This window comes from Streptomyces sp. NPDC048196, assembly GCF_040652715.1.
GTDB classification, from domain to species: Bacteria; Actinomycetota; Actinomycetes; order Streptomycetales; family Streptomycetaceae; genus Streptomyces; species Streptomyces siderophoricus.
This window is the reverse complement of sequence record NZ_JBEZMM010000019.1, coordinates 116532-131942: the sequence shown is the minus strand read 5'-3', so window position 1 is coordinate 131942 and position 15411 is coordinate 116532. Positions and strand designations below refer to the sequence as shown.

The 15411-nt window shown below is 73.2% G+C and carries 12 protein-coding genes and 1 pseudogene; 1 reads left to right on the top strand and 12 read right to left on the bottom strand.

The window, feature by feature from the left end:
* The 12 genes and pseudogenes from AB0E02_RS20460 to AB0E02_RS20405 all read right to left on the bottom strand — a co-directional run.
* A pseudogene (locus AB0E02_RS20460) lies at positions 1-278 on the bottom strand (hypothetical protein); the annotation flags it as partial.
* 306 nt (positions 279-584) lie between these two features.
* Positions 585-1271 carry a response regulator transcription factor gene (locus AB0E02_RS20455; RefSeq protein WP_362141292.1) on the bottom strand — a complete coding sequence of 229 codons (687 nt, stop codon included), beginning with the start codon at positions 1269-1271 and terminating at the stop codon, positions 585-587.
* Entirely contained in the window at positions 1264-2973 is a 1710-nt protein-coding gene (locus tag AB0E02_RS20450) for a histidine kinase (protein WP_362141290.1), read from the bottom strand. Before AB0E02_RS20450 ends, AB0E02_RS20455 begins: the two co-directional genes overlap by 8 nt.
* Positions 2974-3093: 120 nt before the next feature.
* Positions 3094-4359 carry an alpha/beta fold hydrolase gene (locus AB0E02_RS20445; protein WP_362141288.1) on the bottom strand — a complete coding sequence of 422 codons (1266 nt, stop codon included), beginning with the start codon at positions 4357-4359 and terminating at the stop codon, positions 3094-3096.
* A gap of 162 nt (positions 4360-4521) precedes the next feature.
* On the bottom strand, positions 4522-5238 hold the full coding sequence (locus AB0E02_RS20440) for a GntR family transcriptional regulator (RefSeq protein ID WP_362141286.1): 717 nt from the start codon (positions 5236-5238) through the stop codon (positions 4522-4524).
* Positions 5239-5321: 83 nt separating this feature from the next.
* Positions 5322-6704, bottom strand: a complete 1383-nt coding sequence (locus AB0E02_RS20435; RefSeq protein ID WP_362141284.1) for an aldehyde dehydrogenase family protein — start codon at positions 6702-6704, stop codon at positions 5322-5324.
* Positions 6701-7705 carry a proline racemase family protein gene (locus AB0E02_RS20430; protein WP_362141282.1) on the bottom strand — a complete coding sequence of 335 codons (1005 nt, stop codon included), beginning with the start codon at positions 7703-7705 and terminating at the stop codon, positions 6701-6703. The genes AB0E02_RS20435 and AB0E02_RS20430 overlap by 4 nt, the downstream gene beginning before the upstream one ends.
* Before the next feature lie 13 nt (positions 7706-7718).
* Positions 7719-8639: a dihydrodipicolinate synthase family protein gene (locus AB0E02_RS20425; protein WP_362141280.1), complete on the bottom strand. Its 921-nt coding sequence runs from the start codon at positions 8637-8639 to the stop codon at positions 7719-7721.
* An 87-nt stretch (positions 8640-8726) separates the two neighbouring features.
* Positions 8727-10310, bottom strand: a complete 1584-nt coding sequence (locus AB0E02_RS20420; protein ID WP_362141278.1) for an NAD(P)/FAD-dependent oxidoreductase — start codon at positions 10308-10310, stop codon at positions 8727-8729.
* Complete coding sequence (locus AB0E02_RS20415; RefSeq protein ID WP_030413894.1) at positions 10288-10611, bottom strand: (2Fe-2S)-binding protein; 324 nt, start codon at positions 10609-10611, stop codon at positions 10288-10290. Before AB0E02_RS20415 ends, AB0E02_RS20420 begins: the two co-directional genes overlap by 23 nt.
* 57 nt (positions 10612-10668) lie before the next feature.
* The gene (locus AB0E02_RS20410; protein ID WP_362141276.1) at positions 10669-11829 is read right to left on the bottom strand and encodes an FAD-binding oxidoreductase; all 1161 of its coding nucleotides are present in this window, start codon (positions 11827-11829) and stop codon (positions 10669-10671) included.
* 114 nt (positions 11830-11943) lie between these two features.
* Positions 11944-13314, bottom strand: coding sequence for an aminopeptidase P family protein (locus AB0E02_RS20405; RefSeq protein ID WP_362141274.1), 1371 nt, complete (start codon positions 13312-13314; stop codon positions 11944-11946).
* A 250-nt stretch (positions 13315-13564) separates the two neighbouring features.
* Here AB0E02_RS20405 and AB0E02_RS20400 point away from each other — a divergent pair, with 250 nt between their 5' ends.
* Positions 13565-15310, top strand: a complete 1746-nt coding sequence (locus AB0E02_RS20400) for an ABC transporter substrate-binding protein (protein WP_362141272.1) — start codon at positions 13565-13567, stop codon at positions 15308-15310.
* Positions 15311-15411 lie beyond the last annotated feature (101 nt).

The window sequence follows — 15411 nt, the reverse complement described above, 5'->3', positions numbered from 1 at the left end:
CCATTTCCCACCTCCCCCGCACCGTCCCAGGAAAACACCACGAACTGCGGCGGCTTCTGCCCCGGCGCCAACCGCTCCGGCCTGGACGGCTGATGCGGCTGCTTACCCGTGTACGCCGTCGACCCGTCCCCGATCGGCCGACCCTGCGCCCCCTTCCCCGGCTTGCTTCCGACCTTGTCCGAGGCCGACGAACCGGCGGAGGAGCACCCGGCGACCGACAGCGCCGCCGCCGCCCCTGCGCCGAGGCCGAGCATGCCCCTACGGCTGAATTCCCGCATAACTGAACCAATCCCGTTTATTGCCCAGACGCCCCCTATCGGGACGTCCTGTGAGATGAGATGATCAACGCCGGGGTTCCGTCGGGGCGACGGAACTTCGCAGAGTGGTCGGAGGGTCGACGGAGGGTCGTCGAGACGGTGGGCCGCACCTGTTCATCCGCTGCCGGAATGCGGTAAGGGATACGGGCGGTCGGGCAGGAATACGGGCAGACGGGAATGGCGGGGCCATTCCAGATGAGACGGCCACGCCCTTGAGGTGTCTGGCGGAGGCGTTGCGGAGGGAAGCCAACGACTCCGGCCGGGTGGTCAGTTCATGAGTCCTGCCTGGTGCGCCAGCAGTGCGGCCTGGACGCGGCTGCCGCAGCCGGTCTTCTCCAGGATCGACCTGACGTGGGTCTTGACCGTTCCCACGCCGATGCCGAGCCGCTTGGCGATCCCCGGATTCGAGAGCCCCTCCCCCAGCATCACCAGGACCTCCCGCTCCCGGCCGGTCAGGCCCGCCACCCTGCTGTCCGGTTCGGTCGCTCCGCCGCCGCTCAGCATCCGGCGGATGACGGTGCCGGTGACGCCGGGCGAGAGCACCGCGTCCCCCGCGGCCGCCGCCCGTACCGCGCTGATCAGCTCCTGCGGGCCCGCGTCCTTGAGCAGGAAGCCGGTGGCGCCGGACCGTAGCGCGCGGACGACGTTGTCGTCCTCGCCGAAGGTGGTGAGCATGACCACCTGCGGTGGGGGGTCGAGGCCGACCAGCGGTTCGACGGCCGACAGCCCGTCGAGTACGGGCATGCGGATGTCGAGGAGCACCACGTCGGGCCGGTGCTCGGCGGTGAGCCGGACGGCCTCGGCGCCGTTGACGGCCTCGGCCACCACGTCGATGCCGTCGGCGTGCCGGAGGATCAGCCGGATGCCGTGCCGGATCATCTCCTCGTCGTCGGCGAGCAGCACCCGGATCGCCGCATCCGGCCGGAGGCCCGTGGAGTTGGCCTGGTCAGTCATGTGTCGTTCTCCCAGGGTGGGTGGGGTCCTCTTCGGTCACGATCGGCACGGTGAAACGGTCGATCGCGATCAGGGTGTCGGCCCGGAAGCAGTAGCGGACGATCTCCAGTCGGCCGCCCTTGGCCACCCCGCTGCCCCACGGGTACATGCAGTCGGACGCGGACGCCGGCCGGGGCGGCTCGCGCCCGGCGGCGGCCGCGCGCACCGTGTCGTCGTCCCCGGACACCACCCGCTGCACCTGCTCCCGGGTCATGCCCACCCGGGGCTTCTCGGGGCGGTGGTACACCGGTCCGTACGCGCCGACCACCAGCGCGACGCCGAACAGCATCATCACGCCCACCCCCGCGAGGCCGAGCAGCCCGGTGACGGCCCCGGCGAGGCGCCGTTGGAGGGTGGAGAGCCCGCCGCCGGGTCCCTCGGCGACGGCCGGTTCGGTCTCGTACGGCGCCACCTCCGCCGTTTCCGCGCCGAACCGGGGGTCGGCGGGGATGTCGGCCGTCACGGCGAAGCCGCCGTCCGGTGTGCGGCCCGCCTCCAGGTCACCGCCGAGCAGGGTCACCCGCTCCCGCAGCCCGATCAGTCCGCGCCCGGTGCCGAGCCCGGTCGTCGCGGCGGGCGGGACGGGCGGCACGTCGTTGCGCACCCGCACCTCGACCAGCGCATCGCCGTGGCGCACGGTCACGGTGACCTGGGCCCCGGCCGCGTACCGGTGGACGTTGGTCAGCGACTCGCGCACCACCCGGTGGACCGCCCGGCGTACCCGGGCCGGCCGCGCATCGAGATCGGGCCCTTCCCAGGAGAACTCGACGGGGATACCGCCGCTGCGCGACTCCGCGATCAGTGCCTCGACGTCCGCGCGCGTGCCCGTGGCATCCGTCAGCGCATCGGTTCCGGTGTCCCGGCCCAACGGGCCGAGGACGCCCAGCACTTCGCGCAGTTCCTGCATGGCGTCCCGGCTGGCCCGGCCCACGACGGCGGCCTCGTCCCGCAGCTCGGGCGCGGTTCTGCCGAGCGCCAGCTCCAGTCCACCCGCGTGCAGGGAGACCAGGCTCAGCCGATGCCCGACCAGGTCGTGCATCTCCGCGGCGATCCGCGACCGCTCGCGCACCCGCGCCTCGCTGTCCGCCAGCCGCCGCGCCTCCTCGGCAGCGGCCGTACGCTCCCGCCACGCCCGCAGCAGCCGGTCCTGCTGTCCCGCGGCGGCACCGACCAGCCCGGGCACGATCACCGTGGTCACGGCGAGCACCGCACCCAGCGCAAGGCCGAACGACCAGCTGCCCGGCCCCAGCACGGGAGCGGACGCGGCACATGTCGCCATCGCCGAGGCGGCCGCCACCAGGAGCAGAGCGACCCGCCGCCGCGGCGTCTCCCGCTGCCGGGTCGAGGTGTGGGCGGCGGCCGCGGTCAGCAGCGCCACGGACGGCACCACTCCCATCAGCGCCGCCAGCCCCAGCACGCCGGCCACCGGGAAGCGGCGCCGCACCACCACCAGTGCGACGCCGATGAGTCCCAGGGCCGCCGCCCCGCCCCTCAGCCTGGCGTCGATCTCCGACCAGCCCTGGTGGAGGAGAACCACCAGGACCAGGGCCAGCACCGCCTCGCCCGCCGCCCGCCACAGCTGCCGCCCGTCCTCGCCGGGACCCGCGAAGAGGCTGCGGGCAGGGGGAGGGGTTTCGGCGGCGGGCGGAGCGCTGGAGAACATGAGGTCGATTATCGGGGGCCAGGTACGGGGTCCCCTTACTCCCTGGGGGCGACCCGCCCTCTACCGAAAGACAGAGGCTCCGGAAAGACCGAGCTCCGCAGAGAGGCCCCAAGGGTGGCGTCAGGCGCGGCCCGCGGCCAGGTCCATCAGGCGGGTGAGGACCCGGTCGCCGGAGGCGGTGAGCCCGTCGTGTTCCCACTCGTTGGTGACCCAGACCCGGGCGGCGCCGATCTTGCGGGCGGTGTCCAGGGACAGCCCCGCGTCCACGTACATGTCGTCGTGGTAGACGATCGCGGCGAGCGGGACCCGGTTGGCGGCGAGGCGGTCCGGGTCGTACAGGGGCGGCCAGTCGGTGCGCCGGGCGAGAAGGTCGGCGGCCTGCGCGAAGGGACGCAGACCGCGGATGTCCTCGAACATCCAGCGGTAGATCATCTCGCCGGTGAGCAGCAGCGGGTCCGCGGCCTCGGTGAATTCGGGGAAGGCGGCGAGGGCACGGGAGGCCGCCCAGCCGGTGGGGCCGGCGCCCTGGCCGTACAGGGATTCCTGGAGGACGGCGTAGAGCGGGTTGTCGGTGAAGCCCGTCAGGTTCATCACCTGGTACAGGAAGGTGTCGGTCGGTTCGCCGGCCCCGTCCAGTGCTTCGTCGAGCAGCCAGTGCAGGCGCTCGAACCCGTCGCCCATGCCGAGCAGCAGGCCGAGGGTGCGCAGCCGGCGGACGGTGAGCCGGTCCCCGTCGGGCAGGCGGATGTCCTGCGCGGTGAGCAGATCGGCCAGCTGACGCAGGCATCGGGCGTCGTCGGGATAGCGGGCGTAGAACTCGTGGACCCGGTCGCGTACGCGTGGACAGGTGCGGGCGTAGACGTCGTCGGCGGTGGCCGTGAGGCCGGGCAGGCCGCCGGCGACGTAGCAGGCCCGGAGTCCTTCCGGGGCCTGGGAGAGGTAGGTGAGGGTGAGGAAGCCGCCGTAGCTCTGGCCGAGGGTCTCCCAGGGCTTCCCGTCGCACAGCGTGTGGCGGATCAGCTCGGCGTCGGCGACGATCGAGTCCGCCCTGAAGTGGCCCAGATACGCGGCGAGTTGGGCCGGGTCCCGGAAGCGCGCGGCGGCCCGTGCGGTGAGGGGGGTGGAGCGGCCGGTGCCCCGCTGGTCGAGGAGGAGGACGCGGTGCGTGGTCAGGGCGTGGGCCAGCCAGCCGGGCGAGGTGGCCGACGGGCGGGGGGATTTGCCGCCCGGGCCGCCCTGCAGATACAGCAGCCAGGGCAGTTCCTCGTGGGCGCGGGAGCGGTCGGTGATCTCGCGGGCGAAGATGCGTATCGTGTCGCCGCCGGGGGCGGCGTGGTCCAGGGGGACCGTGAAGGTGTGGTCGACGGTGGTGTATGCGGGATTCATGGGCCCTTCCCGGGCGCGTGGGTGAGGTGGGGTCCGACCGGTCCGGGACAGTCTGTGGTCACCGCCGGCGCCGGGGGAACTCCCGGTCGGCCATAACGCGGTGTTGTGCCCGCCCCGGCACGGACCGGCGCTGCCCGGCACGCCCCGGGCGTGGTCCGGTCGTCAGCGGGAGCTCAGGCGGACGTTGCGGCCGCGGCGGGCGGGGATGCGGTCCTGTGTGTTCTGCGCCCACAGGGAACGCACATGGCCCAGGTGGCGGGCCATGCACTTCTCGGCGGCCTTGGCGTCGCCGGCCACCATCAGGTCGAGGAGTTCGATGTGCTCCTCGGCCGAGGGGAGCAGCTGGTCGCGTTCGTCCAGGGCGGTCAGGCCGTACAGGCGGGAGCGCTTGCGCAGGTCTCCGACGGTCTCCACGAGCCGGTCGTTCCCGGCGAGCGCGAGGAGGGAGAGGTGGAACTGGCGGTCGGCGTCGAGGTAACCGATGAGGTCGTGGTCGCGGGCGGCGCGCACGATCTCCTCGGCGACCGGGCGCAGCGCCTCCAGGTCCTCGCGGGAGGCGCTGCGCGTGATGCGGCCGATCATGGGGACCTCGATGAGGGTGCGGATCTCGGTGTACTGGTCGAGGTCGCGCTCGTTGACCTCGGTGACCCGGAATCCCTTGTTGCGGACGGGCTCGACCAGACCTTCGCGGGCCAGGTCGAGCATCGCCTCGCGCACCGGCGTCGCGGAGATGCCGAAGTCCTCCGCGAGGCCGGGTGCCGAGTAGACCTCGCCGGGGCGGAGTTCGCCCGAGATCAGGGCCGCCCGCAGGTGGTGGGCGACCTGGTCGCGCAGGCGCTCCCTGGTGGTGTTGAGGTTGCGCTGCGTGAGGTGGCCCATGACGTGGTGTTTCCCTTCGTGCCCTTGTCCCTCGTGGCCGAGCGGATCACCAGCGTACAATGTCACGTTGTTTTCGCAGGTGGCTACGGGTGTGCGGGAGTGAGGGTGTAGGTGCGGGTCGAGGTGTAGAAGTCCAGGGCGGCGCGGCCCTGTTCGCGCGGTCCGTGGCTGGATGCCTTGGTGCCACCGAACGGCAGGTGGAAGTCGACGCCGGTGGACGGGGCGTTGATCCGGATCATGCCGGTGTCGAGCCGGTCGAGTCCGTGCAGGGCGGTGTCGAGGGATGCCGTGTGCACCGAGGTGACCAGGCCGTACGGAACGGAGTTGGTCATCCGCACCGCCCCCTCCAGGTCGTCGGCGTGGAGCAGTACGGCGACCGGGCCGAAGGTCTCTTCCCGTAGGAGCCGGTGGTCAGCGGGGACGTTCTCCAGCAGGGCCGGTGCCGCGTACCAGCCGTCGCTCCCGGTGGGCGCGGGGGTGGTCACGAGGTCGGGCAGGCCCCGGCGGGCCTCGACGACGCGGTTGCGGGCCTGCTCGTTGATGAGGGGGCCGCAGACGGTGGCGGGGTCGGTGGGGGCGCCCACCGGCAGGGCCCGCAGGTGGGCGGCGAGCGCCTCGCGCAGTGGTGCGAGGGCGGCGCCGACGGCGATCACGCGGCTGGTGGCGGTGCACTTCTGGCCGGCGTATCCGGCGATCGCGGCGGCGAGGTGTGCGGCCGCGGTGTCCATGTCTGCGTCCGGCAGGACGATCGCCGCGTTCAGCCCGCCCATCTCCGCCTGTACGGGGACACCCCGGGCGGCGGCGGTCCCTGCGACGGCCCGGCCGACCGCGGTGGAACCGGTGAAGGAGAGGACGTCGGCGGACGAGACGACGGCGTCCCCCTCGGTGGCACCGCCGGGCAGCACCGTGAACACCCCGGTGGGCAGGGCCTGTTGCACGATCTCGGCCAGGCGCAGCGCGCAGGCGGTGGCGTCGGGTGCGGGTTTCAGGACGACCGCGTTGCCGGCTGCGAGGGCGGGGGCCGCCTTCCAGGTGGGGATGGCGAACGGGAAGTTCCAGGGGGTGATCAGGCCGGCGACGCCGTGCGGACGGCGGCGGGTCAGCAGCAGCCCCGGGCCGGCGGCCGTCTCGTGGACGGCACCGGTGGGGTCGTGCGGGGCCTGGGCGTAGTAGCGCCAGATCGCGGCGGTGCGGGCCACCTCGGCGCGGGCCTCGGTGACCGGTTTGCCCACCTCGCGTACGGCGAGCGCGGTCAGCTCGTCCGCGGCGGCCTCGACGGCGGTGGCGATCGCACCGAGGGCGCCCGCGCGGGCGGCCGCGCCGCCGAGCAGCCAGCCGGGCTGTGCGGTGCGGGCGCGTTCGACGGCGTCGGCGGCGGCGAACGCGCCGGGCGCGGCGGCCTCCACGACCACGTCGGAGGGGTCGGCCGGGTTGCGGGAGACAACCGGGGCCAGGGCGGTGCTCACAGGAGGAAACCTCCGGGGAAGGGGTCGTCGGGGTCCAGGAAGTACTGGGCGGTGCCGGTGATCCAGGCCCGCCCGGTGATGCGGGGCACGACGGCGGGCACCCCGCCGATCTCCGTCTCCTCGACGAGCCGCCCGGTGAACCGGGTGCCGATGAACGACTCGTTGACGAAGTCGCGGTCCAGGGGCAGGGCACCTCGGGCGTGCAACTGGGCCATCCGCGCGCTGGTGCCGGTGCCGCACGGCGAGCGGTCGAACCAGCCCGGGTGGATGGCCATGGCGTGCCGGGAGTGGTGGGCGTCCGCGCCCGGGGCGGCGAGGTAGACGTGTTTGACGCCCGCGATCTCCGGCCGGGTCGGGTGGACCGGCCGGTCGGGCGAGGCGTTGATCGCGTCCATGAGGGCGAGCCCGGCGGCGAGCAGATCGTCCTTGCGGGCGCGGTCGAACGGCAGCCCCAGGGCGTCGAGGTCGACGAAGGCGTAGAAGTTCCCGCCGAAGGCGAGGTCGTACGTCACCGTGCCGTGGCCCGGCACCTTCGCCGTGAGGTCGAGGCCGACGCAGAAGGCGGGCACGTTGGTGAGGGTGACGGCCGTGGCCCGTCCGTCCTCGACCTGTACGTCGACGCTGATCAGCCCGGCGGGGGTGTCGAGGCGGACGGTGGTCACGGGCTCGGTGACCTCGACCATGCCGGTCTCGACGAGGACGGTGGCCACCCCGATGGTGCCGTGTCCGCACATCGGCAGGAGGCCGGAGACCTCGATGAACAGCACGCCGTAGTCGGCGTCGGGCCGGGTCGGGGGCTGGAGGATGGCGCCGCTCATGGAGGCGTGGCCGCGCGGCTCGTACATGAGCAGGGTGCGCAGGTGGTCCAGGTGCTCGATGAAGTGCAGCCGGCGCTCGGCCATGGTGGTGCCGGGGATCACCCCGACGCCGCCGGTGATCACGCGGGTGGGCATGCCTTCGGTGTGTGAGTCGACGGCGTGGAAGACGTGGCGGGTGCGCATGATCTCCTCCCGGTCAGCGGTGGCCGGCGGCGACGGCCTTCTCGGTGGCTGCCCGCACCTCGGCCTCGACGGTGGTGGGCAGCGGCATCCGCGGCGGCCGGGTGGGACCGCCGGGGCGGCCGACGATGTCCATGGACAACTTGATGGCCTGCACGAACTCGGTCTTGGAGTCCCAGCGCAGCAGGCCGTGCAGGGACCGGTACAGCGGCAGGGCGGTGTCCAGGTCCTGGGCCACGGCGGCACGGTAGAGCTCGGCGCAGGCGGCGGGGAAGGCATTGGGGTATCCGGCGATCCAGCCGACGGCGCCGGCCAGTGCGAGCTCCAGGAGCACGTCGTCGGCGCCGATCAACAGGTCCAGCCCGGGGGCGAGTTCGGCCAGTTCGTACGCCCGGCGCACATCGCCGGTGAACTCCTTGACCGCCACGATGCTGCCCTCGTTGTGGAGGCGGGCGAGAAGCGCGGGGGTCAGGTCGACCTTGGTGTCGATGGGGTTGTTGTAGCCCACGATCGGCACGCCGGCCTTGGCGACCTCGGCGTAGTGGGCGCGTACGGCGGACTCGTCGGCGCGGTAGGCGTTGGGCGGCAGCAGCAGCACGCTGCCGCAGCCCTCTTCGGCGGCCTGCTCGGCCCAGCGGCGTGCCTCGGCGCTGCCGTATGCGGACACTCCGGGCATCACGCGGGCACCGTCACCGGTGGCCGCGACGGCGGTGCGCACCACGCGGGCACGCTCCTCATCGGTCAGGGTCTGGTACTCGCCCAGGGAGCCGTTGGGTACGACGCCGTCGCAGCCGTTGTCGAGGAGCCAGCGGACGTGTGCGGCGTAGGCGTCGTGGTCGACGGACCGGTCCGCACGCAGCGGGAGGGCGGTGGCGACCATGATGCCGCGCCAGGGGCGTTCGGCACTCCAGGTCGTGGCGGTGGAGGCGGTGGTCATGAAGAAACCCTTCTGTGACGTATGGCTTTACTGTGGCGTGTGACATTGCATGAGGTGGTGCATGGTGCCGCGGGGTGCGGGCGTCCGTCAGGGGCCGGCATCCCCCTCCGGATCGGCGCCTCCCTCCGGCTTGCCGGCTTCCGACGCGGCCGCCTCGGTGAGGGCGGCGAGCACTTCCAGCCGGACCGGCACCGCCAGCGGCTGGCGCTCGGGAGACGGGGGCAGCTTCTCCCCCGGCCCTTCGGTGGCCAGGCAGGCCACGGCTGCGCCGCAGATCCGGCCCTGGCACCAGCCCATGCCGGCGCGGGTGAGGAGTTTGACGGTACGGGCGTCCCGGGCGCCGAAATCGGTGACCGCCTCGCGGATGCGGCCCGCGCTGACCTCCTCGCAGCGGCACACGTCCGTGGTGTCGTCGAGCCACCGGCTCCACCCGGCACCGGGTGCGTGTGCCGCGGCCATCACGGAGGCGAAGGCACGCATCCGGTCGCGCCGCCGGCGCAGGGCACCGGCCCGGCCGCTCCCGGCGAGCGCGGGCCGCCCACCCAGCCGGGCCGCGATCGCGAGGCCCGCCAACTCACCCTCTACGCAGGCGAGTTGGGCGCCACCGATGCCGCCCGTCTCCCCCGCCGCCCAGATGCCGGGTACCGAGCTCTCCTGCTGTGCGTCGAGGTCGAGGGCGTGGCTGCCGTCCTGGGCGCGCCGGGTGGCACAGCCCAGGCCGGTGGCGAGTTCGAGCTGCGGGACGAGGCCGAAGCCGACCGCCAGTGCGTCGCAGACGATGCGGCGGCCGGACCCCCGTACGGGCCGCCAGTCGCGGTCGAGCCGGGAGACCGTGACGGCCTCCACCCGGTCGGACCCGTGCACCTGGGTCACCGCGCTGCGGGTGCGCAGCCGCACCCCGTGCCGCAGCAGTGCCGTGCCGTGCAGCGCCGCCTCCGCCATCTTGTGTGCGTTGACGGCGAGGGTGCGGGGGTGGCGGGCGTAGCCGAGGTAGCCGGATGCCTCGACCACCGCCGGGACCCGGGCCCCCGCCTTGGCGAGCGACGCGGCGACGGCCAGCAGCAGCGGACCGCTGCCCGCCACCACCACCCTTCCCCCAGCTCTCGGCTTCGCTCGAGCAGGGGAGACCCCAATCCCAGCTCTCGACGTCGCCCGAACAGGGGAGACACCCATCCCGGGCAGCACCAGGCCGGACTTCAGCATCGCCTGCGCTCCCCCGGCACTCACCACGCCCGGCAACGTCCACCCGGGGAACGGGAGCTGACGCTCGTACGCGCCGGTCGCGAGCAGCACCGCGCGGGCCCGCACCCGGACCGGGCGCTCCCCGTCGCCGTCCGCTCCGGTGACGGCGTGCACGTCCCACGAGCCCTTCGACTCCGCGCGGACGACGGTCCAGACGTGGTGGCCGGCGAGGTGGGTCACGCTGCTGTCGGCCAGCCGGCGGCGCAGGCCGGTGAAGGTGGACCAGTCATGGTGCAGGGCCTCGGGGCGGGTGGCGCCGAGGGCCGGGGCGGGGTGCCGGTAGAACTGCCCGCCCGGCTGTGTGGAAGTGTCCAACAGCGCGACGGACAGGCCGAGTTCGGAGGCGGTGACGGCACCGGCGAGTCCTGCGGCGCCGGCCCCGATCACCGCGAGGTCGTACTCCGGGTCACCGGTCGCCGAGTTCGGCATGGCCGTGTCCCTCCTGGGTCGTGACGGCGTCGCCGGGCCGCGCCGGGACCAGGCAGGCCCGGCGGTTGGGTTCCCCGTTGACGGTGGCGAGGCAGTCGAAGCAGTGCCCGATGCCGCAGAAGGCGCCGCGCGGCCGGCCGCCGACGCGGGTGGTGCGCCAGGCGAGGATGCCGGCGGCCCACAGCACGGCGGCCAGGGACTGGCCGGGCAGCGCGACGATCGGGCGGCCGTCGAAGGTGATCTCGAACGCGGCGTCGGGCACCGCGCCGACGAGCTCGGCGGGGCTGCGGTCACGCGCCATGACACGGCTCCTTTCGCAGGGGGTCGGTGCGGGGTCGGCCGGCGGCCGGGGAGGCGGTCATCCTGCCTCTCCCCCGCCGAACCGGTCGGGTCGGAACGGGGTGATGTCCAGCGGGAGTTCGCCGTCCACCAGGGCCTCCGCGATGATCCGTCCGGTGGCCGGGGCGAGGCCGATGCCCGCTCCTTCATGGCCGCAGGCGTGCAGCAGCCCCGGTCTGCGCGGGTCGGGCCCGATCGCGGGCAGGTGGTCGGGCAGGTAGGGGCGGAAGCCCGGGTACGTCCGCACGGCCCGCACCGTGGCGAGGACCGGGAAGAGCTCCACCGCCTGTCCGGCGAGGCGGCGCAGTACCTCCACGGATGGCGAGCGGTCGAATCCGACCCGCTCCCGGCTCGCGCCGATCAGGACCGGGCCCGCCGGGGTGCCCTCGACGACGGCGGAGGTCTGCAGGGCCGCCGAGTCACTGGCGACGTCGGCGACGTAGTCCGCGGCGTACACCTTGCGCCGCACCAGGCGCGGCAGGGGCTCGGTGACCAGCACGAAGCCGCGCCGGGGCCGCACCGGAAGGTCCACGCCGGCGAGCCGGGCCAGCTCGCCGCCCCAGGTCCCCGCCGCGTTCACCACGTAGGGGGCGTGGAGGTCACCGGAGGGCGTCCGCACGCCCCGCACCTCGCCGTGGGCGCCGGTGAGGATCTCGGTGACCTCCTCGCCGAGCCGGAGGCGCACCCGGTCGCCGGCCGCGCGCAACAGGTGGGCGGCGGCGAGGGCGGGCTGCACCTGGGCGTCCTGCGGGTAGTGGACGCCGCCCGCGAGGCCGGGGGCGAGATGCGGTTCAAGCTCGCGGAGCCGCCCGCCGGGCACCACTTCGGCGGTGACCCCGGCCGCCGTCTGCCGTTCGGCGAATTCCTGCAGCGTGGTCAGGCTCTGCTCATCGGAGGCGACGACGAGGCCGCCCTTGGCCTCGTACTCGATCCGTGACGGCAGCACCTCGGCCAGTTCGCGCCACAACTGGGTGGAGTACAGGGCGAGTTCGAGCTCGGGGCCGGGTTCCTTGTCGGAGACCAGGAGGTTGCCTTCGCCGGCGCCGGTGGTGCCGCCGGCGACGGAGCCGCGGTCGAGCACGGTGACGTGCAGGCCGCGCCGGGCCGCGTAGTAGGCGCAGACGGCGCCGACCACGCCCGCCCCGATGACGAGGAGATCCGGAGAGTTTCTCGTGGGCACGTCAGTAATATTTCACATTGCACCTGCGTTGCCAAGAGATCTCCCGGCGCGACGCCAATTCCCTTGCCGACGGCCCGGAAACCGGCCCCGAAACGCCCCAGGTGGCCGAGGGGCTCAGCCCGTCATCAGCTCACCCATCCACGCCTCCACCGCCTCCGGCGTCCGCGGCAGCGCGCCCGACAGCAGCCGCGCCCCGTCCGCCGTGATCACCAGGTCGTCCTCGATCCGTACGCCGATGCCGCGCAGGTCGGGCGGGAGCGTCTCGTCGTCCGGCTGGAGGTAGAGCCCCGGCTCGACCGTCAGCACCTGACCTTCCGCCAGCACCCCGTCCAGATAGGCGTCGGCCCGCGCCTGGGCGCAGTCGTGCACGTCGAGCCCGAGCATGTGCCCACTGCTGCAGAGGGTGTAGCGGCGGTGGAAGTCCCCTTCCGGGCTCTTCAGGACACCCCATTCGGTGAGCCCCTCCGCGATCACCCGCATCGCCGCACGGTGGAAGTCACGGAACCGGGCACCCGGCCGCAGCGCGGCGATGCCCGCCTCCTGGGCCGCGAGCACCAGGTCGTACACCTGCCGCTGCACCGGGGAGAAGCGTCCGGAGAGCGGCAGGGTGCGGGTGATGTCGGCGGTGTAGAGGGTGTCGGTCTCCACACCGGCGTCCAGCAGGAGCAACTGGCGGGCGTCCAGCGGGCCGTCGTTGCGTATCCAGTGCAGGACGCAGGCGTGGGCGCCGGCGGCCGCGATGGTCTCGTAGCCCGTGCCGTTGCCCTCGGCGCGGGCCCGCAGCCCGAAGACGCCCTCGATCCAGCGCTCACCGCGCGGGTGGGCGAGGGCCCGCGGAAGGCTGCGGACCACGTCCTCGAACCCGGCAGTGGTGTGGTCGACGGCGAGCTGCAGCTGCTCGACCTCCCAGGCGTCCTTGACGAGCCGCAACTCGCTGAGGACCGAAGCCAGTTGGGCGTCCGTGGCGGCGTCGCGCCCTGGGGGCAGGGCGTCGAGGTCGTCCAGGTGGACGCAGCGGATGCCGGTCATGCGCTCGGCCTCGGCGAGGTCGGGGCGGCGGCCGACCCAGAATTCGCCGTACCGCCGGTCCCGGCAGAAGCCGCTGTCGGTGCGCGGTGAGCGGGGACGGAGGTACAGGACCGCTTCGTGCCGGTGCGGCCCGTCCGGCTCCAGGACCAGGACGTGCCCCGCCTGGTCCTCGCCGGTCAGGCCGGTGAGCCAGGCGTAGGCGCTGTGCGGCCGGAAGCGGTGGTCGCAGTCGTTGGAGCGGACGGTGAGTGCACCGGCGGGGACGATCAGCCGTTCGCCGGGGAAGCGGGCGGAGAGGCGCTGCCGGCGGGCGGGGGTGACGTCGGCGGCGGGCAGCCGGATGGCGTCCGGCAGCGGCGTCGCCGCCCAGCCGCTCGCCAGGAACCGCTCCAGCTCCGGCGTGACGGGCAGGTCATGGCTGACGGTGCGCGGGGCGGTGGGAACAGCTTCCGTCATGGGTTCTCCTCCTCGGTTGCGGTGCGGGTCGCAGTACGGGTGCGGCGCAGGTCGCAGTACGGGTGCGGTGCCGGTCGCAGAGCGGGTTGCAGAAGCGGGTTGAGGGCAATGTGCCGCTCCTGACGGCAGTTCACTCGGGCACAGCTGGGTAACGGGGCGATCGACACCTTGTCAGTGCAATTTCACATTACTATGTTACGGGTCACATTCCAGCCTGACGGCTGTCCGACTGTTCTCGGAGTGACCACTGATGAACAAGCGCACCCGTACCGCCGCGGTCTCCCTCGCGGCGGCCCTCGCCCTCGGCACGGCCGGCTGTGCCGGCGGCAAGGACTCCGCGGACGGCAGGAGCCGCGGCAAGAACCCCGCCCTGGTCAACCAGGGCAAGGTCGTCGGCGGCACCCCGAAGCGGGGCGGCACCCTCACCGTCCTGTCCAACCAGGACTTCACCCACCTCGACCCGGCCCGCAACTGGGTCATGAACGACATGGACTTCGGGACCCGCCTGCTCTACCGCACCCTGGTGACCTACCGAGCGGCGCCCGGCCCCGCGGGCGGCACCCTCGTCCCCGACCTCGCCACCGACCTCGGCACCCCGTCCCACGGCGCCAGGACCTGGACCTTCCATCTCAAGAAGGGCGTCAGATACGAGGACGGCACACCCGTCACCGCGCAGGACATCAAGTACAACGTGGAGCGGTCCTTCTCGCCCGACCTGCCCGGCGGCGCCGACTACGCGGCCCGCTACCTCGCCGGCGCCGGGGGGTACCAGGGCCCCGCGGACGGCCGGCACCTCGCCTCCGTCAAGACGCCGGACGACCACACCATCGTCTTCGAACTCCGCAAGCCCTTCGCGGAGTTCCCCGACGTCACCGTGATGCCGACCTTCGCGCCCGTCCCCCGGGCCCGCGACGACGGACCGCGCTACGACAACCGGCCGTTCTCCTCGGGGCCGTACAAGATCGAGTCGTACGGGCGGGGCAAGCGGCTCGTGCTGGTCCGCAATCCGCACTGGGACCCGAAGACCGACCCGGTGCGCAAGGCGTACCCGGACCGGCTGGTGGTGGAGATGGGACTGAAGGCCAACCAGATCGACGACCGGCTCATCGCCGGCCAGGGCCCGGACGCCTCCGCCGTCCCCTGGTACGCACTGCGGCCGGAGAGCGCGGCCAAGGTGCTGCCGCGCGCCGACGTCAGAGCGCGCCTGCTCGCGGAGTCGACGAACTGCACGGACATGGTCCAGATGCACACCGGGCGGGCGCCCTTCACCGACGTACGGGTGCGTCAGGCCGTGCAGTACGCCCTCGACAGGGACTCGGTGCTGACCGCGTCCGGCGGCCCGGCCTTCAACGACCTGTCCACCGCCTACATGCCCGCCGCCCTCTTCGGCGGCAAGCAGCCCGACACCCTCAAGATCCCCGCCACCGGAAACGTCGCGAAGGCCAAGCAGCTGCTGAAGGAGGCGGGCAAGCCGGACGGCTTCTCCACGGAGATCACCGTGTCCTCCGGTGACAAGGGACGCGCCGAGGCCATCCAGCAGTCCCTGGCCAAGGCCGGCATCAAGGTCGCCATCAACACGGTCGACCCGTCCGCGTTCTACGCCACCATCGGTGACACCAAGAACCGCACCGATCTGGTCTTCACCGGATGGTGCCCCGACTACCCCTCCGGCTCGACCTTCCTCCCGTTCGTCTTCGACGGCCGGTACATCAAGGAGAAGGGCAACTCCGGCAACCACTCGCTCTTCCGCGACCGGCCGACCATGCGGCGGATGGACGAGATCGCCGCGATGACCGACGCCCGGCGGGCCGACCGGGCGTGGCGGCAACTCGACGGGGAGATCCTCAAGAAGGCCCCCGCCGTCCCGATCCTGGTCCGCCGCTGGCCCCTGGTGCTCGGCGGCAACATTGCGGGCGCCTACGGTCAGACCTCCTTCGGCGGCCAGCTGGACTACGCGTCCGTCGGCCTCAAGGACCCCGCAAAGAGCCGGACTTGAGGAGGGGCGAGCCCATCATGTCCTCCCCCGCACCCGAGCCGCTCGCCCCGGAGGCGGCAGTCCTGTCCGCCGCGTCCGGCCGCCCCGGGCAGCTGGCCCGC

What these genes read in the sequence shown, in the direction of transcription:
- AB0E02_RS20415 (WP_030413894.1), bottom strand. Translation starts at nt 10,611, where the DNA reads ATGGCGCGTGACCGCAGCCCCGCCGAGCTCGTCGGCGCGGTGCCCGAC.
- AB0E02_RS20425 (WP_362141280.1), bottom strand. Translation starts at nt 8,639, where the DNA reads ATGACCACCGCCTCCACCGCCACGACCTGGAGTGCCGAACGCCCCTGG.
- AB0E02_RS20445 (WP_362141288.1), bottom strand. Translation starts at nt 4,359, where the DNA reads ATGAATCCCGCATACACCACCGTCGACCACACCTTCACGGTCCCCCTG.
- AB0E02_RS20420 (WP_362141278.1), bottom strand. Translation starts at nt 10,310, where the DNA reads ATGCCGAACTCGGCGACCGGTGACCCGGAGTACGACCTCGCGGTGATC.
- AB0E02_RS20455 (WP_362141292.1), bottom strand. Translation starts at nt 1,271, where the DNA reads ATGACTGACCAGGCCAACTCCACGGGCCTCCGGCCGGATGCGGCGATC.
- AB0E02_RS20405 (WP_362141274.1), bottom strand. Translation starts at nt 13,314, where the DNA reads ATGACGGAAGCTGTTCCCACCGCCCCGCGCACCGTCAGCCATGACCTG.
- AB0E02_RS20450 (WP_362141290.1), bottom strand. Translation starts at nt 2,973, where the DNA reads ATGTTCTCCAGCGCTCCGCCCGCCGCCGAAACCCCTCCCCCTGCCCGC.
- AB0E02_RS20400 (WP_362141272.1), top strand. Translation starts at nt 13,565, where the DNA reads ATGAACAAGCGCACCCGTACCGCCGCGGTCTCCCTCGCGGCGGCCCTC.
- AB0E02_RS20440 (WP_362141286.1), bottom strand. Translation starts at nt 5,238, where the DNA reads ATGGGCCACCTCACGCAGCGCAACCTCAACACCACCAGGGAGCGCCTG.
- AB0E02_RS20430 (WP_362141282.1), bottom strand. Translation starts at nt 7,705, where the DNA reads ATGCGCACCCGCCACGTCTTCCACGCCGTCGACTCACACACCGAAGGC.